This window comes from Isoptericola sp. NPDC056618, assembly GCF_042792715.1.
Taxonomy (GTDB): Bacteria; Actinomycetota; Actinomycetes; order Actinomycetales; family Cellulomonadaceae; genus Isoptericola; species Isoptericola nanjingensis.
In genome coordinates this window covers 49,826-70,654 of sequence record NZ_JBHTVZ010000016.1, presented here as the reverse complement: position 1 = coordinate 70,654, position 20,829 = coordinate 49,826, and the positions used below count along the sequence as shown (strand labels likewise).

Below are 20,829 nucleotides of genomic sequence, written 5' to 3'. Positions count from 1 at the left end.
TCAGCCCGGGACGGCGCGGGCGTAGCGCGCCGCCAGCACGCGCAGGTGCTCGACCAGCTCGGGCGGTTCGGAGACGTGGAAGTCGAGGCCGAGGAGGCCGATCCAGACCGCGACGACCTCGGCGCTGTCGCCGCCGGTGACGAGCACGGACCGTCCGTCGGGCAGGGGCTGCACCGTGCCGACCGCGGGGTTGATCCGCGCCAGGACCTCCTGCGCCGGCGCGTCGACGACGACGCGAGCGTGGAACGCCCACCCCGTGCGCGCCACCTCCTGCACGACGAACGTCGTGAGGTCGCCGGGGAACTCGACCGGGGTGAACCGCCGCCCGCCGGGGGTGCGCAGGCGCAGCCAGTCGACGCGGTAGGGCGCCCAGGTGCCGGTGGACGGGTCGCGGGCCACGAGGAACCACCGGTGCTGCCAGGCGACCAGGTGGTGCGGCTCGAGCTCCAGCGGCTCGCCCTGGTAGTCGCAGCGCACGCCCCGGTGGTCGCGGATCGCCGCGGCCAGCGCGGTGAGCTCCTCCGGGTCGACCTCGGGCTCCTCGGTGTAGGGGCCGGTGTTCGCCGGCCCTGCCGTCGAGGCGGTCCGCAGCGCCGACACCCGGCGCCGCAGGCGGTCGGGCAGCACCTGCTCCAGCTTGGTGAGCGCGGACTGGCCGGACTCCTCGAAGCCGGCCGTGCCGGTCGCGGCGCGCAGCCCGACGGCGACCGCGACCGCCTCGCCGTCGTCGAGCAGGAGCGGAGGGAGCCGCGCGCCCGCGCCGAGCCGGTAGCGCCCGCCCGGGCCGCGCACGGCGTGGACGGGGTAGCCCAGCTCGCGCAGCCGCGCGACGTCGTTGCGCACGGTGCGGTCGGTGACGTCGAGGCGGTCGGCGAGCTCCGCGCCGGACCAGTCGGGGCGGGACTGGAGCAGCCCGAGCAGCGCGAGCAGACGTGCGGACGTGGAGCCCATCGAGACCTCCGGGAGGGTCGCCGGGGACGTGCTGAGAACTCGTCGAAACTCGTCCAGAATAGAGGAAAGAACCGTTCCTGAACGGTTCCTATCGTGGGGTTCAGGAGCTGGGGCACGGGCCCGGCTCACGACCTGGGAGAACGCCATGAACGCCACCACCCGCCTCGAGCTCCGCCCCTTCACCGTCGCCGTCCCGCAGGCCGACCTGGACGACCTGCAGCAGCGCCTCGAGCGCACCCGCTTCGCGCCGGCAGCCCCCGGCGACTCGTGGGAGTACGGCACCCCCGAGTCGTACCTGCGCGACATGGTCGAGCGCTGGAAGGCCTTCGACTGGCGCGCCGTGGAGGCGCGGCTCAACGCCTACCCGCAGTTCACCGCCGCGATCGACGGGCAGCCGATCCACTTCCTGCACGTGCGCTCGCCGCACCCGGGCGCGACGCCGCTGCTGCTCGCGCACACCTACCCCGGCTCGGTGCTCGACTTCCTCGACATGATCGACCCGCTCGTCGACCCCGTCGCCCACGGCGGGCGTGCCGAGGACGCGTTCGACGTCGTCGTGCCGTCCATGCCCGGCTTCGGGTTCTCGACGCCGCTGGTGGGCGAGGGGTGGACGATGGCGCGCGTCGCGCGCACGTACGACGCGCTCATGCGGGGGCTCGGCTACGACGCGTACGGCATCCACGGCAGCGACGGCGGCGCGATGGTGTCGCGCGAGCTGGCGGTGCTCGACCCGGAGGGCTTCCTCGGGGCCCACGTGCTGCAGCTGTTCTCGTTCCCGTCCGGCGCGGAGGGGGAGATGGACGGGTTCGGCGAGAAGGAGTACGCCGCCCTCGGCCACCTGCAGTGGTTCCAGTCGGTGGGGGCCTACAACGTCATGAACGCGTCGCGCCCGCAGACGATGGCGGCCGGGCTGGCCGACTCGCCCGTCGCGACGCTCGCGTACCACGAGCTCTTCGAGAGCTTCGGCAACGGGACGTCGCTGGTGAGCCCGGAGCAGGTGCTCGCCCAGGCCACGCTGTACTGGCTGACCAACACCTACGCGACGGCGGCGCGGTACCACTACGCGGAGCAGCGCTCCGGCGCCGAGCCCGTGGTGAGCACCGGGCGGATCGGCGTGGCCGTCTTCCAGGACGACTTCCAGACGATCCGTGCCTTCGCCGAGCGCGACAACGCGCGCATCGAGCACTGGTCGGAGTTCCCGCGCGGCGGCCACTACGCCGCGCTGGAGGTGCCCGACGACGTCGTCGCCGACCTGCGGGTGTTCTTCGGCTGAGCCGGCCGGACCGTCACTTCGGCAATGAGCGGATCTGTTCGGCAGGGGAGGGTGCCGAACAGATCCGCTCCGTGCCGAACTGATCGTCGTGGTGGAATCGACGGGTGTTCACGCGACCCCGCACTCGCCTCGACCTGGTCCCCCGCCGCGTGCGCGTGCACGCCGTCACCGAGCTGACCGGCACGCTGCGCCGCACCACGTTCCGCGACGTCGACGGTGCGGACCCGGGCGCCCCGACGTCGCTCGCGGCGCTGCGGGCGCCCGGCCCGGAGGACCACGTCAAGGTGTTCCTGCCCGACCCGGCCACCGGCGAGCTGCACGCCCCCACCCTGGCCGCGGACGGCGGCCTGCAGCGCCCGACCGGCGTCGTGTCCATCTCGCGGGACTACACCGTGCGGGCCGCGCGGACGGTCGACGGCGTGGCCGAGGTCGACGTCGACTGGGTGCTGCACGGCGACGAGGGGCCGGCGTCGGCCTGGGCGTCCCGGGCGTCCGTGGGCGACGAGGTCGTGCTCGCGGGGCCGCGCGGCAGCGTCGGGGTGCCGGACGGGATCGGCCGGCTGACCCTGGCCGGCGACGAGACCGGCCTGCCGGCCCTCGCCCGCTGGGTGGCCGCCGTCGGGGCGGACGTACCGGTCACGGCGGTCGTCGAGATCGGCGACGACGTCGACGAGGCGCACGTCGAGCGCGAGCTGGACGGCGCGACCGTCGAGATCCTCTACCGGACCGACGGCCCGGGGCAGCTCGCGGACGCCGTGCGCTCCCTGGGCGGGCTGGAGCCCGACGAGCTGTTCGTCGGGCTCGGCGAGGCCGACGACCTGGTCCCCGTGCGCCGCTACCTCCGGCGCGAGCTGGGGCTGCCCGCCGAGCAGGTGCACGTCTCCGGGTACTGGCGGCGCGGCACGGTCAACCTCGACCACCACCTGCCGATCGACCCGAGCGACCCGGACTGACCCGCCTTGCCGGACGCCGCGGAGTGACGTACCGCGTCAGGCGGCGGCGTTCTCCGTCTCGCCGCGCAGGGCGTCGATCTGCTCCTGCAGCGTGGACAGCAGGTCGGCCACCTGGTCGGAGCCGTTCTCCCGCGCCTCGCCCGTCACGTGCTTGACCTCGGCGGATGCCGCCTCGAGCGCCACCTGCGCGTCCTCGAGGGCGACGACCGCGCCGTCCTGGGACTTTTCGGCCCGCGCGAGCGCCTCGCGCGCCTCGTCGGTCGCGGCCTGGGCGGAGGCCATCGCGTTCGTGACGTCGGTGCGGAGCTCGTCGGGGATGCCGGTCACCTGCTCCTCGATGCGCTGCAGGTCGGAGTCGATGGCCTCGGCCTGGCTCTGCGCGTCGGCGATGAACTGTTCGACGTCGGCGGGGGCGGAACACGCGCCGAGCATCATCGCGAGGGCGAGGAGGCTCGCCGCGGCGAGACGGGTCGTCGTCTTGCCCTTCGTGGTGCTCGTCGTCGCTGACGTCATGGCCACGATTCTGCACTGCCAACCTGAACATTCCCTTATGGGGCCGTGGAGATCTTGCACACAGCGACCGTCCCGGCTGCCCAGGACGGCGACGCCCCGCGGCGGCAGGATGACGCCATGAGTGCGCTGACGACGTCCGAGCTGACGGCGATCTACACCGACCTGCACGCCCACCCGGAGCTCGGTTTCGCCGAGCACCGCACGGCCCGGGTCGTGGCCGACCGGCTCCACGGCTGGGGCTACGACGTGCACGAGGGGATCGGCGGGACGGGCGTCGCAGGCGTCCTGGCGAACGGCGCGGGGCCGCGCGTGCTGCTGCGCGCGGACATGGACGGGCTGCCGGTCACCGAGCGGACCGGGCTGCCCTACGCGTCGACGCAGGTCACGACGGCCGCCGACGGTCAGGAGACCGGCGTCATGCACGCCTGCGGCCACGACGTGCACGTCACCTGCCTGCTCGGCGCCGCGGCCGAGCTCGCGGCGCGCCGGAACACCTGGTCGGGCACGCTCCTGCTCGTCTTCCAGCCGGCGGAGGAGCTGGGCAACGGCGCGCGGGCCATGCTCGACGACGGCCTGTACGCGACCGTCGGCGGCGCGCCGGACGTCGTGCTCGGCCAGCACGTCATGCCCACGCCCGCCGGCGTGGTGAGCGTGACGCCGGGCGTCGCAATGTCGGCCACGGACTCGCTGCGGATCACCCTGCACGGGCGTGGGGGCCACGGGTCGATGCCGGAGACCACCGTGGACCCCGTGCTCATGGCCGCGGCCACCGTACAGCGGCTCCAGGGCGTCGTGTCCCGCGAGATCGCGGCGAGCGACTCGGCGGTCGTGACGGTCGGGGCGATCCACGCCGGGACCCAGCCCAACATCATCCCGGACCGCGCCGAGCTGCTCGTCAACGTGCGGACCTTCACCGAGCCGGTGCGCGAGCGCGTGCTCGGCGCGATCCGGCGCATCGTCGAGGCCGAGGCCGCCGCGTCCGGCGCCCCCGCAGCGCCCGAGGTCGAGACGATCACCACCTTCGCGGCCATGGTCAACGACCCGGCGGCGGCCGAGCGCACCCGCCCGGTGCTGGCCGCCGCGCTGGAGGGGCAGCGGGGCCTGATCGAGTCGGTCGGCGGCCGGCCCGCCGTCCTGACCCTGCCGCCGATGGCGGCGTCGGAGGACGTCGGCGAGCTCGCCACCGACGCCGGCGCGCCGCTCGTGTACTGGTTCCTGGGCGGCTTCGACCCGGCCCGGTTCGCCGGCGTCGACCTGACGGCCGGCCGGCTCCCCGAGGGCGTCGCGTCCAACCACTCGCCGTTCTTCGCTCCGGTGCCCGAGCCGACGCTGGACCTCGGCGTCGCGACGCTCGTCGCCGCCGCGCGGGAGTGGCTCGCCTGACCGGGCCGGGTCAGCGGGCGCCCAGCCGGCGGCTGATCTCGGTGGCGGCACGACCGGCCGCTGCGGCGAGCTCGTCGCGACGGGCGGCGTCGACGTCGTCGGACCAGAACGTCAGCGCCACGCCCGCCACCGGGTGGCCGGTGTGGTCGAGCGCGGCGTGCGCGACGGACGCGAGGCCGGTCGTGACCTCGCCGTCCTCGGTCGCGTGCCCGCGGCGGCGGGTGTCGCGCAGCACCTCGCGCAGGTCGCGCAGCGTGCGCGGGCCGACGCCGGTGCGGTCGGCGAGCGCCGCCGCCGACGGGAACAGCGCCCGTACCTGCGGGGCGGGCAGCAGCGCCAGCACCGCCCGGCCGCTGGCGGTGAGGTGGCTGGGGAGGCGGACGTCGACGTCGGTCACGAGGCTGGGCCGGTGCGGCGCGCGCTGCTCCACGAGGTACAGCACCTCGCGGCCGTGCAGCACGGCGAGGTGCGCGCTCTCGCCGGTCGTCTCGACGAGCCGCGCGACGACGGGGCGCGCCAGCCTGGCCAGGGGCGCCTGCCGCGCGTATGCCGAGCCGAGGGACAGCGACGCCGTCCCCAGCCCGTACCGGTGCTCCTCCGGCAGGTGCGTCACGAAGCCCTCGTCCACCAGCACGGACAGCAGGTGGTAGACGGTGGACCGCGGCAGGCCCAGGTGCTGCGCGACAGCCGCCGCCGGGACCGGGCCCGCCTGCGCGGCGAGGTACGTCAGCAGCCGGAGCGTGCTGCGCGCCGCCGGGACGTCCGCCATCGGGCCTCCTTCGCGAGCCTGCATCGTGTCTGGGATCCCAGACTGAACCTCGCTGGAACCCGTGTCCAGCAGGCCGCGGACGGTGTGTGCTGGCGGCATGACCGTCACCACCTCCCGCGCCGCCGCCGAGCACCGTGTCGTCGAGATCGGCGGCGACCTGCTGACCGTCGACGCCGTCGTCGCGGTCGCCCGCCACGGCGCGCAGGTCCACCTCACCGACCGCGCCCTGGCGGGGATGGCAGCGAGCCGCGCCGTCGTCGAGGACCTCGCCGACGACGCCCGCCCGCACTACGGCGTCTCCACCGGCTTCGGCGCCCTCGCCCGCCGCCACATCCCCACCGACAAGCGGGCGCAGCTGCAGCTCGGGCTGGTGCGCTCGCACGCCGCGGGCAGCGGCCCCGAGGTGGAGCGCGAGGTGGTGCGCGCGCTCCAGCTGCTGCGGCTCGCGACGCTCGCCACCGGCCGCACGGGCGCCCGCCCGGTGGTCGCGGAGACGTACGCGGCGATGCTCAACGCCGGCATCACGCCGGTCGTGCACGAGTACGGGTCGCTCGGCTGCTCCGGCGACCTGGCGCCGCTGGCGCACGTGGCGCTCGCCGCGCTGGGGGAGGGCCCGGTGCGGGTGGCGGCACCGTCGGGCGCCGAGGGCGACCTCGTCGACGCCGCCGACGCGCTCCGATCGGCCGGCATCGCGCCGCTGGAGCTGCGGGAGAAGGAGGGCCTGGCCCTCATCAACGGCACCGACGGCATGCTCGGGATGCTGTGCCTCGCGCTGGACGACCTGCACCGCCTGCTCGCGACGGCGGACGTCGCCGCGGCGTCGAGCGTCGAGGCGCTGCTCGGCTCGGACGCGCCGTTCGCCGAGGACCTGGTGGGCATGCGACCGCACCCGGGGCAGGCGGCGTCGGCCGCGAACCTGCGGGCGCTGCTCGCCGGGTCGCCGGTCGTGGCGAGCCACCGGACGTTCGACGCCGACGGCCGCCCCGAGTGCACCCGCGTGCAGGACGCCTACTCGCTGCGCTGCGCGCCGCAGGTGCACGGCGCAGCGCGGGACACCGTCGAGCACGCGGCGTCGGTCGCGGGGCGTGAGCTCGCGTCGGCGATCGACAACCCCGTCGTCACGGTGGACGGCCGGGTCGAGTCGAACGGCAACTTCCACGGCGCGCCCGTCGCGTACGTGCTCGACTTCCTCGCGATCGCCGTGGCCGACGTCGCGAGCATGAGCGAGCGGCGCACCGACCGGTTCCTCGACGTCGCGCGCAACGAAGGGCTGCCGGCGTTCCTCGCCGACGACCCGGGCGTCGACTCCGGCCTGATGATCGCCCAGTACACGGCCGCCGGGATCGTCTCGGAGCTCAAGCGGCTGGCCGCGCCGGCGAGCGTCGACTCCATCCCGTCGTCGGCGATGCAGGAGGACCACGTGTCCATGGGCTGGGCCGGGGCGCGCAAGCTCCGCCGCGCCGTCGACGGCCTGGGCCGCGTGCTCGCCGTAGAGCTCATGACCGCCGCCCGCGCCCTCGACCTGCGCTGCACCCCCGGGACGGGCCTGTCGCCCGCCGCCGGCACCGGCGCCGTCCACGCGCTGCTGCGCGCCGCCGTCCCCGGCCCCGGGCCCGACCGGTTCCTCGCCCCCGAGATCGACGCCGTGACGCGGCTCGTCTCAGGCGGCGAGGTCGTCGCCGCCGCGAGCGCCGCCGTCGGCCCGCTCTCCTGACCCTCCCGAACCCCCGAGCCCCTCCCGAAGGAGACGACGATGTCCCACGCCATGTCCTACGACCGGGGGACCCCCGTCCCCGTGCGCGCCCCGCGCGGCACCACGCTGACCGCCCGCAGCTGGCAGACCGAGGCGCCGCTGCGGATGCTCATGAACAACCTGGACCCGGAGGTGGCGGAGCGCCCCGACGACCTGGTCGTCTACGGCGGCACCGGCCGCGCGGCGCGCGACTGGCCGAGCTACCACGCCATCGTCCGCACCCTCACGACGCTGGCCGACGACGAGACGCTGCTGGTGCAGTCCGGCAAGCCGGTGGGGGTGCTGCGCACGCACGAGTGGGCGCCGCGGGTGCTGATCGCCAACAGCAACCTCGTGGGCGACTGGGCCACGTGGCCCGAGTTCCGCAGGCTCGAGGCGCAGGGCCTCACGATGTACGGGCAGATGACGGCCGGGTCGTGGATCTACATCGGCGCGCAGGGCATCCTCCAGGGCACGTACGAGACGCTCGCCGCGGTGGCCGCGAAGCGGTTCGGCGGCACGCTCGCGGGGACCCTCACGCTCACCGGCGGGTGCGGCGGCATGGGCGGCGCTCAGCCGCTGGCCGTCACGCTCAACGGCGGCGCGTGCCTCGTGGTCGACGTCGACCGGTCGCGCCTGGAGCGGCGGGTGCGCGAGCGCTACCTCGACGAGGTCGCGGACGACCTGGACGACGCCGTCCGGCGCGTCGAGGCGGCGAAGGCGGAGCGCCGCGCGCTGTCCGTCGGCGTCGAGGGCAACAGCGCGGAGGTCGTGCCGGAGCTCCTGCGCCGGGGCGTGGCGGTGGACGTCGTCACGGACCAGACGTCGGCGCACGACCCGCTGTCGTACCTGCCCGTCGGCGTCTCGGTGGACGAGTGGCACGACTACGCGGCCGCCAAGCCGGAGGAGTTCACCGACCGGGCGCGCGAGTCGATGGCGCGGCACGTGGAGGGCATGGTCGGCTTCCTCGACGCGGGCGCGGAGGTGTTCGACTACGGCAACTCGATCCGCGACGAGGCGCGCCGCGGCGGCTTCGACCGGGCGTTCGACTTCCCGGGCTTCGTCCCCGCCTACATCCGTCCGCTGTTCGCGCAGGGCAAGGGCCCGTTCCGCTGGGCCGCGCTGTCCGGCGACGCGCGTGACATCGCCGCCACCGACAAGGCCGTCCTCGACCTCTTCCCCGACGACGACCACCTGCACCGCTGGATCCGCGCCGCCCAGGAGCGCGTCGCGTTCCAGGGGCTGCCGGCCCGCATCTGCTGGCTCGGCCAAGGCGAGCGCGACCGCGCGGGGCTGGCGTTCAACGACCTCGTCGCGTCCGGGGAGGTGAGCGCGCCGGTCGTCATCGGCCGCGACCACCTCGACTCCGGCTCTGTCGCCTCCCCGTACCGGGAGACGGAGGGCATGGCCGACGGCTCCGACGCCATCGCCGACTGGCCGCTGCTCAACGCGCTCACCGCCGCGTCGTCCGGCGCCACCTGGGTGTCGCTGCACCACGGCGGCGGCGTCGGGATGGGGCGGTCCATCCACGCCGGGCAGGTGTCCGTCGCGGACGGCACCGACCTGGCCGCGCAGAAGCTCGCGCGCGTGCTGTCCAACGACCCGGGGCTCGGCGTCCTGCGCCACGTCGACGCCGGGTACGACGACGCCGTGGCCGCGGCGTCGCGGGGCGGGCTGCGCGTGCCGATGCGAGAGTCGTAGGCATGCGCGAGGTGGAGCACCCGGGCGGTTCGCACCCGGCCACGCTGATCCTGGGGATCGGCGAGCTCACGACGAACGCCCCGGACGCCGTGGGCGTCGACCCGGTCGACGACCCGACGGGCGTGATCCGGGACGCCGCGCTGCTGCTCGACGGCGGGCGCGTCGCCTGGGCGGGCCCCGAGAGCGCGTGCGCCGAGGGCGTCGAGGCGGCGCTGGGGCGCGCGCCGGACCGCGTCGTCGGGGTCGAGGGCCGCGCGGTGATCCCCGGCTTCGTGGACTCGCACAGCCACCTGGTGTTCGCCGGGGACCGGTCGGCGGAGTTCGAGGCACGCATGGCCGGGCGCCCGTACGCCGCGGGCGGGATCCGCACCACGGTCGCCGCCACGCGCGCGGCGTCGGACGACGCGCTGCGGGCGGTGCTGCGCCGGCACGTCGACCAGGCGCTCGCGCAGGGCACGACGACCCTCGAGACCAAGAGCGGGTACGGGCTGAGCGTCGCCGACGAGGAGCGGGCCGTGCGCCTTGCCCGGGAGGTCACCGACGAGGTGACGTTCCTCGGCGCGCACGTCGTGCCGCCCGAGCACTCCGGCGACCCGGACGGCTACGTCGACCTCGTCGTCGGCGACATGCTCGCCGCCTGCGCGCCGCACGCCCGCTGGGTCGACGTGTTCTGCGAGACCGGGGCGTTCACGCCCGAGCAGTCGCGCCGGGTGCTGGAGGCCGGCGCTGCCGCCGGGCTGGGCGTGCGCGTGCACGCGAACCAGCTCGGGCCGGGCGAGGGCGTGCGCCTCGCCGTCGACCTCGGCGCCGCCGCCGTCGACCACTGCACCTACCTGTCCGACGATGACGTCGCGGCGCTCGCGGCGTCGTGGGCGGCCTCCCCGGCGAGCTCCGGCGAGGCGCACGGCACGGTGGCGACGCTGCTGCCCGGCGTCGAGTTCTCCACCCGCCAGCCGTACCCCGACGCGCGCCGCCTGCTCGACGCGGGCGCCGTCGTCGCGCTGGCCAGCGACTGCAACCCCGGCTCGTCGTACACGAGCTCCATGCCGCTCATGGTGGCGCTCGCCGTGCGGGAGATGGGCATGACCGTCGCCGAGGCCGTCTGGGCCGCGACGGCGGGCGGCGCTCGTGCGCTGCGTCGCGACGACGTCGGGCACCTCGCGCCCGGCGCCCGCGCCGACGTCGTCGTCCTCGACGCGCCGAGCCGCACGCACCTCGCCTACCGCCCCGGCGTCCCGCTGGTGCACGCCCTCTGGAAGGACGGTCGGGCTCCTCGGCCGTGAACCCCAGACCACCCGGGTGAAATTGGGGCGTAGTGCCCACTCGAGGCCGGAATGGTGCCGAGTGTCCGATATGGTCGCGCCGCCTTGTTCTCCCGCGCATGGACCATGTGCGCCTTCGGCTGGAGCGCTCGATGTCGACCTCAGCACTGTGGCGGTTCCTCCCCTCGGCCCGGCGGGCGTGCGCGTCGCTCGTGGCGACCGGGCTCGTGCTCGGGCTGGCCACGACGACGGCCGGAGCCCTGCCCGCCCGCACGCTGCCGGGTTCGTCGAGTGCGACGGCGACCGAGGCGACGGACGCCCCCCTTCTCGACAGCGTGTTCGTGCAGGAGGGGACGCCGAGCCCCCACGGCGGGCAGGTCGTCGCCTGGGGCGACCAGGGCGGTCCCCTCGACGGCAGCTCGCCACGGGCGCTCCCGGACGGGGTGTACGCCGTCGGGCTCGCCACCGACGAGCACGAGGTCCTGGTCCTGCGGAGCGACGGGCAGGTCGACTCGTACCCCTACGACGTCTCCGGCGGACACAGCAGGCACCTGGCGCCGGCCGAGGGCGCCACGTTCACCGCCGTGTCGGTGAACGGGAACGGCGAGGCCAGGATCCTCAGGTCGGACGGCGTCGTGGTGGGCGCATCGGGCGAGCCCGTGAAGTCGCCCCCTGAGGGCCTGACGTACACCGCGATCGCAGGTGACCTCGCCCTGCGGTCGGACGGAACCCTCGACCCCGCCTCGGAACCGGGCGAGTCGTGCTCCGAGGCGCGCGACCCGGGTGCCGGGCTGCGCTACACGGCTGTCACGGCACGGCCGATGCCCGACAGCTGGGCCGCGCTCCGTAGCGACGGGGCGTACGTGCTCTGCCGGGCCGGGTGGGAGGGGGCCGCCATCGGCACGGTGGTCGAACCGCCGGCGGGTACACGGTTCGTCGGCATCGACATCGGACAGGAGGAGGTGATCGCGGCCACGGCGGACGGCCGCGTGCTGTCCTCGGGCGGAGCTCAGGTCGCTGCCGCTCCCCCCGGCCGGTCGGTCGTGTCCCTCGCCGCGATGTCCGAGGGGGCGGGTGCCGCGACGCTCGACGACGGGTCCATCCTGAGCTGGGGTCTCCGTGGCAAGGCCGCCGCCCCGCCTGTGGTCCCCGAGGGACGCGATGTCTACTCGGCCGTCGGTGGACATCACGGCCACGGCCAGCACTGGGCGATCGCCGTCGGCGATCCGATCTCCGTCAAGGTGTCCGCGCGGCCGGTGCAGGTCCCGGACCGTCCGTTGCGGGTCACGGACGTCGTCCGGCTCGACGTGACCGCCACGCTCGAGGACGGGACCCCGGTCGCCGGTCAGGCGGCGGTCGAGGCCAACGGCCCCGAGGGTCAGGTCGTGACGCTCGAGCCGCTTCCTCTCTGGTCCGGGTCTGCTGAGCTGGCCTTCCGGGCTGAGCAGCACGCACAGGTCGGGTCCCACGCCCTGACGGTGACGTTCTCCGGATCGCCCTATGCCACGACCACTGCCGCGACCTCGCTGGACTTCGCCGAACCCAGCCCGGTCGCGCTCACGACCTCGGGCCCGGCGACCTGGCGCCAGGGCTCCGAGGACACCCTGTGCCTCTCGATCGCCACGGAGGACGGATCGCCCCTCTGGTGGCCGGGGTACGGCCAGGCCACCGTCACCGTGGACGGTGATTCGGCGACGGTCCACGAGATGAGCGGCCCGCCCGGGTCGGGCGCCTCGGCCGAGACCTGCATGCGCGAGCTCCAGCTCGAACCGGGCTCCTACACGGCCCATCTCGACTACGAGGGCTGGGGCGAGGTCGACTCCGCCGCGTGGACCGGAGGCATCGTGGTCCTCCCACCAGCTCCCACCCGGGTGGAGAGCGACCTGTCGTCATCGTGGCGCTATGGCCAGATGCCCGACACGGTGGAGGTCGACGTGCGCTCCGACTCCCTCGTCCCTGTGGGGACCGCCCGTGTTCGCCACGACGGGATGCCGTTCGGGTTCGGTGCCCAGCTCGACGACAACGGTCACGGCCGACTCTGGATCGGCAGCGAGGAGGAGCTGCTTCCCGGCATCTACCCCATGGTCGTGGAGTATCCCGGCGGCTCTGGCTTCCTCCCGTCGCGCCTGGAGCGCACGGTCACCGTCCAGCCCGCTCGGTTCACCGCGGCCGTGCCGGGCATCTCCGGAACGACGAAGGTCGGCTCGACGCTGACCGCCGTCCGGGCCACGTGGTCGCCCGCGCCGACGAGCTTCCGCTACACCTGGAAGGTGGACGGCACCGCCGTCCCCGGTGCGACGTCGAAGACCTTCACCGTGCCGGCGTCCGCCAAGGGCAAGAGGATCACGGTGACGGTGGTGGGCGCCCGTGAGCACTACGAGACGACGTCGACGACGAGCGCCCGGACCGCCGCGGTCGCCCCCGGCACGTTCACGACGCCACAACCCACGGTCTCGGGCACGCGGAAGGTCGGCAAGACCCTGACGGTGCAGCGGGGAACCTGGTCGCCGGAGCCGTCGTCGGTGACGTACGTGTGGAAGGCGGACGGCGTGAAGATCGCGACGCGGTCGTCGCGCACGTTCGAGGTGCCGGCGTCGGCGAAGGGCAGGCGGCTGACGGTCACCGTGACCGGGTCGCGTCCGGGCTACTCGACAAGGTCCGTCACGAGCGCGCGCACCGCGGTGATCGCGCCGGGGACGTTCACGACGCCTCGGCCGACGATCACCGGCGTCCGGAAGGTCGGGGCGACGCTGACCGCGAGGCGTGGAACCTGGACACCGGTGGCGCCGTCGTCCGTGAGGTACGTGTGGAAGGCGGACGGCGCGAAGATCGCGACGCGGGAGAGCGCGCGGTTCGTCGTGCCGGCGCGTGCACGCGGGAAGCATCTGACGGTCACGGTGGTCGGTTCGCGGCCCGGCTACGCGACGAAGTCGGTGGCGAGCGCCCGCACGACGACCATCCGCTGACCCGCTACCTCGCAGGGCGCGTTGCCACCCCCGCCAGGACCTCCAGCACGCAGAGGGCGGCGAGGCGGACGGTGCGGCCGTCGGGGGCGTCGGCGGTCGCGTCCACCTCGGCGAGGTCGACGGAGCGGACGCGCGGGTCGGTGGCGGCGGCGCGGACCAGCGTGCGCAGCTCCCAGGCCGCCAGCCCGCCCGGCACGGACGCGGGGCAGCCGGGGGCGACGGAGCGGTCGCAGACGTCCACGTCGACGTCCAGGTGCACGGGCCCGCCCGCGGCGCCCGCGACCTCGAGCGCCTCGCGGACGACGTCGGCCCATCCGGCGGGGCCGTTCCCGCGGGCGCGCAGGTCGTCGAGCGTCACGACCGTGATGCCCAGGTCGCGGGCCCGGCGGGCGTAGGCCGCGGAGTTGGCGAAGTCCGCGATGCCGACCTGCACGACGCGTGCGGGGTCCAGGCCGGCCTCGATCAGCCGCCGCACGGGCGAGCCGTTGGAGACGCCGTCGCGCAGGTCGTAGTGCGCGTCGAAGGTGACCAGGCCGGCGGTCGCGACGTCGTCCCCCCAGGCGCCGAGGGCCACCGGGACCGTGAGCGCGTTGTCCCCGCCCAGGGCGACGACGGCACGCGCCCCCGCCAGCGCCGCCCCCACCGCGGCTCGCGCGCGGGCCTCGCCGTCCGGCCCGTCCGGCTCGTCGACGTCGCCGTGGTCGACGACGGCCAGCTCGCCCAGGTCGACGGGCGCGCCATCGGCGCCACGGATCAGCGCGGGGCTGTACCGGCGCAGCGCGTCGCGCACGGCGGCGGGCGTCGCGTGCGCGCCCGTCGTCGACAGCGACGTGCGCCAGGTGGGGACGCCGAGCAGGGCCAGGTCGGTGCGCGAGCCCGTCGGCGCAGGCCAGCCGCCCGCGCGGGGCCAGAGCGGGTCGTGGGGCAGGGGAGCGGAGGTCACCTGCCGACCGTACGACTCCCATGAGGTGCCTCACACACCCGGGGGACCCCCTGGGCATCGTGGTATCCCGCTGCTAGGGTCTGGCATTCGTGGGTTCGATACCTACGTTCGATCACGTCGATCATTCGACCGGCTGATCCCCGATCCCCCACCGAGCATGGAGTTCCCGTGGCCGTCAGCGTTCCTGTGAGGCACCCCCTCATCGCGCGCCTCGACGTCGACTTCCGTCGCGTCGCCAGCGCGCTGTGTCGCTGACCCACCGGCCCACCGTCGACGACGCCGTCGACGGCCGGAGCCCGCGCCGCCGCTGACCGGCCCGCGCGAGGTCTCCCGCTCGTCCCCGCACTCCCCCGGGCGCCGTGCGCCCACCCTCTGCTGTCCCGGTGCTGCCCGCGGCACCTCGGCGAAAGGTTCACCTGTGTCTTCCGCAACCAAGGTCCCCGGCGCGCAGCCGCGCGAACGCAAGGGCCTGCGCTTCCCGTCGTTCTCGGTCCAGATCCTGCTGGGCCTCGCGCTGGGCGTGCTGCTCGGCTGGCTCGCGCTGGCCCTCGGCCCGCAGGCCGACGGCGAGACGCCCAACGGCCTGACCACGACGCTCGACACCATCGGCTCGTCGTTCGTCACCCTGCTCAAGGCGATCGTGCCGCCGCTGATCTTCACGGCCATCGTCGCGTCGATCGCGAACCTGCGCTCCGTCACCAACGCGGCCCGCCTGGCCGGACAGACGCTGCTCTGGTTCGCCATCACCGCCGCGATCTCCGTGGCGATCGGCATCGGGCTGGGCCTCGTGTTCCAGCCGGGCCACAACACGACGCTCACCACGGCGGAGGCGGCCGAGCCGTCCAGCACCGGCACGTGGCTCGACTTCCTCAACGGCCTCATCCCGACCAACGTGCTCGGCCTGGGTGCGAAGACGTCGGTCGAGGCAGGGGCCGACGGCGCGCTGAGCGCCGAGACCGGCATCAGCTTCAACGTGCTGCAGATCCTCGTCGTCGCGCTGGTCATCGGCATCGCCGCGCTGAAGTCGGGCGCCAAGGCCGACCCGTTCCTCGCGTTCAACAAGTCCGCGCTCGCCATCGTGCAGAAGGTGCTGTGGTGGATCATCCGCCTCGCGCCGCTGGGCACGATGGGCCTCATCGGCAACGCCGTCGCCACGTACGGCTGGGAGTCGCTGCGCTCGCTCGCCTCGTTCTCCGTCGCGATCTACGTGGGCCTCGCGCTGGTCCTGTTCGTCGTCTACCCGGTGCTGCTCAAGGCCAACGGCCTCGGCGTCATCGCCTGGTTCAAGGGCGCGTGGCCGGCGATCCAGCTCGCGTTCGTCTCCCGCTCGTCGGTGGGCACGATGCCCGTCACGCAGCGCGTCACCGAGCGGAACCTCGGCGTGCCGAGCGAGTACGCGTCGTTCGCGGTGCCGCTGGGCTCGACGACGAAGATGGACGGTTGCGCCTCGATCTACCCGGCGATCTCCGCGATCTTCGTGGCGCAGATCTTCGGCATCGACCTGTCGCTGACCGACTACCTGCTCATCGCCTTCGTGTCCGTGGTGGGCTCCGCCGCCACCGCGGGCCTCACCGGCGCGATGGTGATGCTGACCCTCACGCTGTCCACGCTGGGCCTGCCGCTGGCGGGCGTGGGCCTGCTCCTCGCCGTCGACCCGATCCTCGACATGGGCCGCACCGCGGTGAACGTCGCCGGGCAGACGCTGGTCCCGACCATCGTCGCCAAGCGCGAGGGCATCCTCGACCTCGAGCAGTACCGCGCCGCGTCGTCGGAGCACCTGTTCGACGAGGACGAGGCCTCGCAGGACGGCGTGCAGGACGACGCCGCCCAGGCCGAGCCCGCGCAGGACGACGCCGGCCGCGAGCCGGTGGGCGCCGGCGCGAAGGCCTGACGGTCCGCAGCACGTGACGGAGGCCCGGTGGGGAGGACCCACCGGGCCTCCGGCGCGTCCCGGGACCGGCTACCGGGCGAGGTCGGCGGCGTCGACCAGCCCGGCGCAGGGGACGGCGAGGACGTCGCCGCGGCGGAGGTCGCGCGGCAGGAGCACGACCGGCCCGCCACGGCCCGGGGCCGGGTGCACGGTGAACGGGCGCCGAGGCTCCGCGGACGCCCGGCCCACGAGCCGCGCCCGGTCGAGCAGGACGGCGCACCCGCCGAGGTCGGCGTCGAGCCAGGCCTGCCGCACGTCGTCCCCGAGCCGCGGGACGGCGTCCTCCACGCGCGCCAGGACGACCGTCCGAACCGCGGCGTCGCCCCAGAAGCGGTCGACCCGGGTGACGTCCGCGCCCACCGGGACGTAGACGCGCGGGGTCGGGTAGTGCTCGGCCAGCCGGGCCAGGCTGGTGCGGTCCACGAGCACGTCGTCCCCGGTGAGCTCGGTGCGCTCCGGCCACCCCTCGAGCGCCGGGCGGCGGGGGCGGACCAAGGTGGTGAACAGCGTCGTGAGGCTCATGCCTCCGGTCTACTGCGGGGCGGGCCCGCGGGACCCGGACCTCACGGGACGCATACGGGGACGAGCCCGATCCTCACGACTCCCCACCGTCCGGGTCGAAGCGGTAGCCCATGCCGGACTCGGTGACGAGGTAGCGCGGGGCGGCCGGGTCGGGCTCGAGCTTCTTGCGCAGCTGCGCCACGTACAGCCGCAGGTACCCGGTGTCGGTCACGTGCTCCGACCCCCAGATCTCGGTGAGGAGCGTCTGGCGGGTGACGAGCTTGCCGGGGTTGCGCACCAGCCGCTCGAGCATCTGCCACTCGGTGGGCGTGAGGCGCACGTGCTCCGTCTGGCCGCCGCGGGCGCGCGTGACGCTGTGCGCGGAGAGGTCCACCGTGACGTCGCCGAACCGCACCACAGGGTCGGAGTCCCCGTGCGCGACGCGGCGGGTGAGGGCGCGGATCCGAGCCAGCAGCTCCTCGATGGAGAACGGCTTCGTCACGTAGTCGTCCGCTCCGGCGTCGAGCGCCTCGACCTTGTCGGCCGCGCCGGTGCGACCCGACACCACGAGGATCGGCGCGTCCGACCAGCCGCGCACGGCGTGGATGACGTCGATGCCCTCCAGCTCCGGCATGCCCAGGTCGATCATGAACACGTCGGGCCGGTGGTCGATGGCGCGGGCGATCGCCTGCGTCCCGGTGGTCGCCGTGACGATCTCGTACCCCTGCGCGGTGAGCGTGATCCGCAGGGCGCGCAGGATCTGCGGGTCGTCGTCGGCGATGAGGATCTTCATGGCGCGGTGGCCTCCGGTCGGTCGGCGGGGAGCGCGACGACCATCGTGAGGCCGCCGCCGGGGGTGTCCTCGGGGGTGAGCGTGCCGCCCATGCCCTCGACGAACCCCTTGGACAGCGCGAGGCCGAGCCCCAGGCCGGTCGTGTTGTCGGTGTCGCCGAGCCGCTGGAAGGGCACGAACACGTCCTCGCGCCGGTCGGCGGGGATGCCGGGGCCGTGGTCGACCACCCGGATCTCGACCGTGCCGGCGAACGTGCTGGTCGAGACCCGCACCCGCCGCCCCGCCGGCGAGTGCCGCAGCGCGTTGGCCAGCAGGTTCACCAGCACGCGCTGCAGGAGCACGGAGTCGGCGACGACGCTCGGCGCCGTGAGGTCGAGGTCCAGCTCCACCTCGCCGGGGCCGACGCCGAGCTCGTCGAGCGCGGGCAGCACGACGTCGGCGGTCTCGACGGGCGCGGTCGAGACGGCGAGGACGCCCGCCTCCAGGCGGCTCACGTCGAGCAGGTCGGTGATGAGGGTGGCCAGCGCGGTGAGGCTCTCGTCGGCCGTCACCAGCAGCTCGTCGCGGTCTGCCTCGCTCAGTGCGCCGCGGGCGGAGCGCAGCCCGCTCACGGCGGCGGCGGCGGAGCTCAGCGGGCGGCGCAGGTCGTGGCTCAGCGCGGACAGCAGGGCGCTGCGCACGCGGTCGGACTCGGCGAGCTGGTCCACCTCGCTCGCCACCTCGGCCAGGTCGCTGCGCTCCAGCGCGGCCTGCAGCTGGACCGCGATGACGTTCAGGAGGCGGCGCTCGGAGGCTGCGAGGTCGCCACCGGACAGCTCGAGGACGGCGCGGTCGCCGACGTCGATCGTCGTGCGCGGGCCCGCGGGGTCGGCCTCGCCGTCTGCGGCCAGCACCGTGCCGCCGGCGACGAGGCGGGCCCCGGCGAGGCCGAACGCCTCCCGCGCCCGACTCACCAGCGCCTGCACGGCGTCCTGCCCGCGCAGCACGCTGCCGGCGACCGTCGCCAGCACCTCCGACTCGGCGGCGGCCCGGTGGGCGGCGCGCGTGGTGCGGGCGGCGCGGTCCACGACGACGCTCACGAGCACGGCCGTGACGACGTAGAGGACGAGGGCGACGACGTGCAGCGGCTCGCCCACGGTGATGGTGTGGATCGGCTCCACGAAGAAGAAGTCGAGCGTGACCCCGGACAGGATCGCGGCGTAGACGGCGGGCCCCGCCCCGCCGATCAGCGCCACCACGACGACCAGGAGCTGGTACGACAGCACGTCGGAGACGATCGACTCCTCGCTGCGGACCGACACGAGCCCCCACGTCAGCAGCGGCCCGCCGAGGATCGCGAGCAGGAAGCCCGCCACGCGGCGCTTCGCCGACAGGGCGCCGCCCATGCGGGGCAGGCGGGCGCGGCCGCCCGCGGCGGCGTGGTTGACGATGTGGACGTCGATGTTGCCGGCCTCGCGCGTCACCGTCGCGCCGATGCCGGGCCCGCTGAGCGCCGCGGCGAGGCGGCCGCGGCGGGAGACGCCGATGACGAGCTGCGTCGCGTTGACGCCGCGCGCGAACTCGACGAGCGCCGTCGGGACGTCGTCGCCCACCACCTGGTGGTAGGTGCCGCCGAGCTCCTCGACGAGCAGCCGCTGCCGGGCGAGCGCGCCCGGGGTCGCGCCGCGCAGGCCGTCCTGGCTGGTGACGTGGACGGCGAGCAGGTCGCCGCCGGCCGACCGCGCCGCGATCCGCGCCCCGCGCCGCAGCAGCGTCTCGCCCTCGGGCCCGCCGGTGAGCGTCACGACCACGCGCTCGCGCGCCTCCCACGTGGAGTCGATGCCGTGCTCGGTGCGGTAGTGCTGGAGCGCCGCGTCGACCTCGTCGGCCAGCCACAGCAGGGCGAGCTCGCGCAGCGCGGTGAGGTTGCCGAGTCGGAAGTAGTTCGACAGCGCCGCGTCCACCCGTTCGGCCGGGTAGACGACGCCGGACGCCAGCCGGTCGCGCAGCGCCTGCGGGGCGAGGTCCACGACCTCGATCTGGTCGGCGGCGCGCAGCACGGCGTCGGGGATCGTCTCCTGCTGCGCCACCCCGGTGATCTTCTGGACGACGTCGTTGAGCGACTCGATGTGCTGGATGTTGACGGTCGAGAGGACGTCGATGCCGGCGTCGAGCAGGGCGTCGACGTCCTCCCACCGCTTCGCGTGCGCCAGGCCGGGGGCGTTGGTGTGCGCCAGCTCGTCGACCAGCGCGACCTCGGGCCGCCGCGCCAGGACGGCGTCGACGTCCAGGTCGGTGAGCTCGACGCCGCGGTGCTCGACGGTCGTGCGCGGCACGACCTCCAGCCCGCGGGACATCGCGGCCGTCGCGGCGCGCCCGTGCGTCTCCACGAGCGCGACCACGACGTCCTTGCCGTCGTCGCGCAGCCGCTTGCCCTCCTCGAGCATGGCGTAGGTCTTCCCCACGCCCGGCGCCGCGCCGAGGAGGACGCGCAACCTGCCGCGACCCATGCTCACCTCCCGAGCTCGTCCGTGCTCTCGTCGAGGGCCACGTTGAGCTCCAGGACGTCGACCACGGGCTCCCCGAGGTACCCCAGGGCGCGACCCTCAGTGTGCCTCGCGACGAGGTCCGAGACCTCCTTGTCGGACAGGCCGCGGGCGGCGGCGACCCGCGCGACCTGGAGCTCGGCGTACTCGGGGCTGATGTGCGGGTCCAGCCCGGACCCGGACGCGGTGACGGCGTCCGCCGGGACGTCCGCCGGGTCCACCCCCTCCAGCGCGGCCACGGCCGCGCGCCGCTCCCCGATCGCGGCGACGAGGTCGGGGTTCTCGGGGCCGAGGTTCGACCCGGACGACGCGGCACCGTCCCAGCCGTCGCCCGCGGCCGACGGTCGCGGCTGGAAGTACTGCGGCAGGGGCGCTCCTTCCGCGTCCGTGAAGCCCTGGCCGATCAGGGCCGACCCGACGACGGTGCCGTCGCCGTCGCGCACGAGCGAGCCGTCGGCCTGCGCCGGCAGCACGAGCTGCCCGACGCCGGTGATCGCCGCCGTGTAGCCGACGCCGAGCAGCAGGGTGAGGACGATCATCGCCCGGACCGCGACCCCGAGGGTCCGGCCGGTGCTGCGGGTGGTGGCGTTCATGGGTGTATTTCCTTCTTCCTGCTCTGCTCAGAACTGTGCTG

The 20,829-nt window shown here is 74.8% G+C and carries 16 protein-coding genes; 8 read left to right on the top strand and 8 right to left on the bottom strand.

The features are described from left to right. Positions 1-951, bottom strand: a complete 951-nt coding sequence (locus ACFQ8T_RS16940) for a helix-turn-helix transcriptional regulator (RefSeq protein WP_430547651.1) — start codon at positions 949-951, stop codon at positions 1-3. A 145-nt stretch (positions 952-1,096) separates the two neighbouring features. On the opposite strand from ACFQ8T_RS16940, the gene ACFQ8T_RS16935 reads away from it, so the two are divergent. Beyond that, positions 1,097-2,224, top strand: coding sequence for an epoxide hydrolase family protein (locus tag ACFQ8T_RS16935; protein WP_430547650.1), 1,128 nt, complete (start codon positions 1,097-1,099; stop codon positions 2,222-2,224). 104 nt (positions 2,225-2,328) lie between these two features. Continuing rightward, positions 2,329-3,177 (top strand): siderophore-interacting protein, encoded by an 849-nt coding sequence (locus tag ACFQ8T_RS16930; RefSeq protein ID WP_430547649.1) that lies wholly within the window; start codon positions 2,329-2,331, stop codon positions 3,175-3,177. Between the two features lie 36 nt (positions 3,178-3,213). On the opposite strand, the gene ACFQ8T_RS16925 is transcribed toward ACFQ8T_RS16930, so the two are convergent. Next, on the bottom strand, positions 3,214-3,690 hold the full coding sequence (locus ACFQ8T_RS16925) for a hypothetical protein (protein ID WP_430547648.1): 477 nt from the start codon (positions 3,688-3,690) through the stop codon (positions 3,214-3,216). A gap of 117 nt (positions 3,691-3,807) precedes the next feature. Here ACFQ8T_RS16925 and ACFQ8T_RS16920 point away from each other — a divergent pair, with 117 nt between their 5' ends. After that, positions 3,808-5,073 carry an amidohydrolase gene (locus tag ACFQ8T_RS16920; protein WP_430547647.1) on the top strand — a complete coding sequence of 422 codons (1,266 nt, stop codon included), beginning with the start codon at positions 3,808-3,810 and terminating at the stop codon, positions 5,071-5,073. 10 nt (positions 5,074-5,083) lie between these two features. Here the strand turns inward: ACFQ8T_RS16920 and ACFQ8T_RS16915 are convergent, their stop codons facing one another. After that, positions 5,084-5,842, bottom strand: coding sequence for an IclR family transcriptional regulator (locus ACFQ8T_RS16915; RefSeq protein ID WP_430547646.1), 759 nt, complete (start codon positions 5,840-5,842; stop codon positions 5,084-5,086). A 97-nt stretch (positions 5,843-5,939) separates the two neighbouring features. On the opposite strand from ACFQ8T_RS16915, the gene hutH reads away from it, so the two are divergent. The 4 genes from hutH (at position 5,940) to ACFQ8T_RS16895 (ending at position 13,503) form a co-directional block, all read left to right on the top strand. After that, a complete protein-coding gene (gene hutH / locus ACFQ8T_RS16910) occupies positions 5,940-7,556 on the top strand; it encodes a histidine ammonia-lyase (protein ID WP_430547645.1) in 1,617 nt (538 codons plus the stop codon). A gap of 39 nt (positions 7,557-7,595) precedes the next feature. Then, positions 7,596-9,275, top strand: a complete 1,680-nt coding sequence (gene hutU, locus ACFQ8T_RS16905) for a urocanate hydratase (RefSeq protein WP_430547644.1) — start codon at positions 7,596-7,598, stop codon at positions 9,273-9,275. Positions 9,276-9,277: 2 nt separating this feature from the next. Then, positions 9,278-10,558 carry an imidazolonepropionase gene (hutI, locus tag ACFQ8T_RS16900; RefSeq protein ID WP_430547643.1) on the top strand — a complete coding sequence of 427 codons (1,281 nt, stop codon included), beginning with the start codon at positions 9,278-9,280 and terminating at the stop codon, positions 10,556-10,558. A gap of 131 nt (positions 10,559-10,689) precedes the next feature. Continuing rightward, positions 10,690-13,503 (top strand): hypothetical protein, encoded by a 2,814-nt coding sequence (locus tag ACFQ8T_RS16895; RefSeq protein ID WP_430547642.1) that lies wholly within the window; start codon positions 10,690-10,692, stop codon positions 13,501-13,503. 4 nt (positions 13,504-13,507) lie between these two features. On the opposite strand, the gene ACFQ8T_RS16890 is transcribed toward ACFQ8T_RS16895, so the two are convergent. Then, positions 13,508-14,446 (bottom strand): arginase family protein, encoded by a 939-nt coding sequence (locus ACFQ8T_RS16890; RefSeq protein ID WP_430547641.1) that lies wholly within the window; start codon positions 14,444-14,446, stop codon positions 13,508-13,510. Between the two features lie 418 nt (positions 14,447-14,864). On the opposite strand from ACFQ8T_RS16890, the gene ACFQ8T_RS16885 reads away from it, so the two are divergent. Next, entirely contained in the window at positions 14,865-16,337 is a 1,473-nt protein-coding gene (locus tag ACFQ8T_RS16885) for a dicarboxylate/amino acid:cation symporter (protein ID WP_430547640.1), read from the top strand. Positions 16,338-16,406: 69 nt separating this feature from the next. On the opposite strand, the gene ACFQ8T_RS16880 is transcribed toward ACFQ8T_RS16885, so the two are convergent. The 4 genes from ACFQ8T_RS16880 to kdpC form a co-directional block, all read right to left on the bottom strand. Beyond that, the gene (locus ACFQ8T_RS16880; protein ID WP_430547639.1) at positions 16,407-16,898 is read right to left on the bottom strand and encodes a hypothetical protein; all 492 of its coding nucleotides are present in this window, start codon (positions 16,896-16,898) and stop codon (positions 16,407-16,409) included. Positions 16,899-16,971: 73 nt separating this feature from the next. Beyond that, complete coding sequence (locus ACFQ8T_RS16875; RefSeq protein WP_430547638.1) at positions 16,972-17,670, bottom strand: response regulator; 699 nt, start codon at positions 17,668-17,670, stop codon at positions 16,972-16,974. Continuing rightward, positions 17,667-20,159 carry an ATP-binding protein gene (locus ACFQ8T_RS16870; RefSeq protein ID WP_430547637.1) on the bottom strand — a complete coding sequence of 831 codons (2,493 nt, stop codon included), beginning with the start codon at positions 20,157-20,159 and terminating at the stop codon, positions 17,667-17,669. The genes ACFQ8T_RS16875 and ACFQ8T_RS16870 overlap by 4 nt, the downstream gene beginning before the upstream one ends. A gap of 2 nt (positions 20,160-20,161) precedes the next feature. Beyond that, positions 20,162-20,788, bottom strand: a complete 627-nt coding sequence (gene kdpC, locus ACFQ8T_RS16865) for a K(+)-transporting ATPase subunit C (RefSeq protein WP_430547636.1) — start codon at positions 20,786-20,788, stop codon at positions 20,162-20,164. Positions 20,789-20,829 lie beyond the last annotated feature (41 nt).

Excerpts from the sequence above, each read along its gene's own strand:
- ACFQ8T_RS16920 (WP_430547647.1), top strand. The coding sequence starts at position 3,808 with ATGAGTGCGCTGACGACGTCCGAGCTGACGGCGATCTACACCGACCTG.
- ACFQ8T_RS16870 (WP_430547637.1), bottom strand. The coding sequence starts at position 20,159 with ATGGGTCGCGGCAGGTTGCGCGTCCTCCTCGGCGCGGCGCCGGGCGTG.
- ACFQ8T_RS16875 (WP_430547638.1), bottom strand. The coding sequence starts at position 17,670 with ATGAAGATCCTCATCGCCGACGACGACCCGCAGATCCTGCGCGCCCTG.
- kdpC (WP_430547636.1), bottom strand. The coding sequence starts at position 20,788 with ATGAACGCCACCACCCGCAGCACCGGCCGGACCCTCGGGGTCGCGGTC.
- ACFQ8T_RS16925 (WP_430547648.1), bottom strand. The coding sequence starts at position 3,690 with ATGACGTCAGCGACGACGAGCACCACGAAGGGCAAGACGACGACCCGT.
- hutH (WP_430547645.1), top strand. The coding sequence starts at position 5,940 with ATGACCGTCACCACCTCCCGCGCCGCCGCCGAGCACCGTGTCGTCGAG.
- ACFQ8T_RS16940 (WP_430547651.1), bottom strand. The coding sequence starts at position 951 with ATGGGCTCCACGTCCGCACGTCTGCTCGCGCTGCTCGGGCTGCTCCAG.
- ACFQ8T_RS16915 (WP_430547646.1), bottom strand. The coding sequence starts at position 5,842 with ATGGCGGACGTCCCGGCGGCGCGCAGCACGCTCCGGCTGCTGACGTAC.
- hutU (WP_430547644.1), top strand. The coding sequence starts at position 7,596 with ATGTCCCACGCCATGTCCTACGACCGGGGGACCCCCGTCCCCGTGCGC.
- ACFQ8T_RS16895 (WP_430547642.1), top strand. The coding sequence starts at position 10,690 with ATGTCGACCTCAGCACTGTGGCGGTTCCTCCCCTCGGCCCGGCGGGCG.
- ACFQ8T_RS16935 (WP_430547650.1), top strand. The coding sequence starts at position 1,097 with ATGAACGCCACCACCCGCCTCGAGCTCCGCCCCTTCACCGTCGCCGTC.
- ACFQ8T_RS16880 (WP_430547639.1), bottom strand. The coding sequence starts at position 16,898 with ATGAGCCTCACGACGCTGTTCACCACCTTGGTCCGCCCCCGCCGCCCG.
- hutI (WP_430547643.1), top strand. The coding sequence starts at position 9,278 with ATGCGCGAGGTGGAGCACCCGGGCGGTTCGCACCCGGCCACGCTGATC.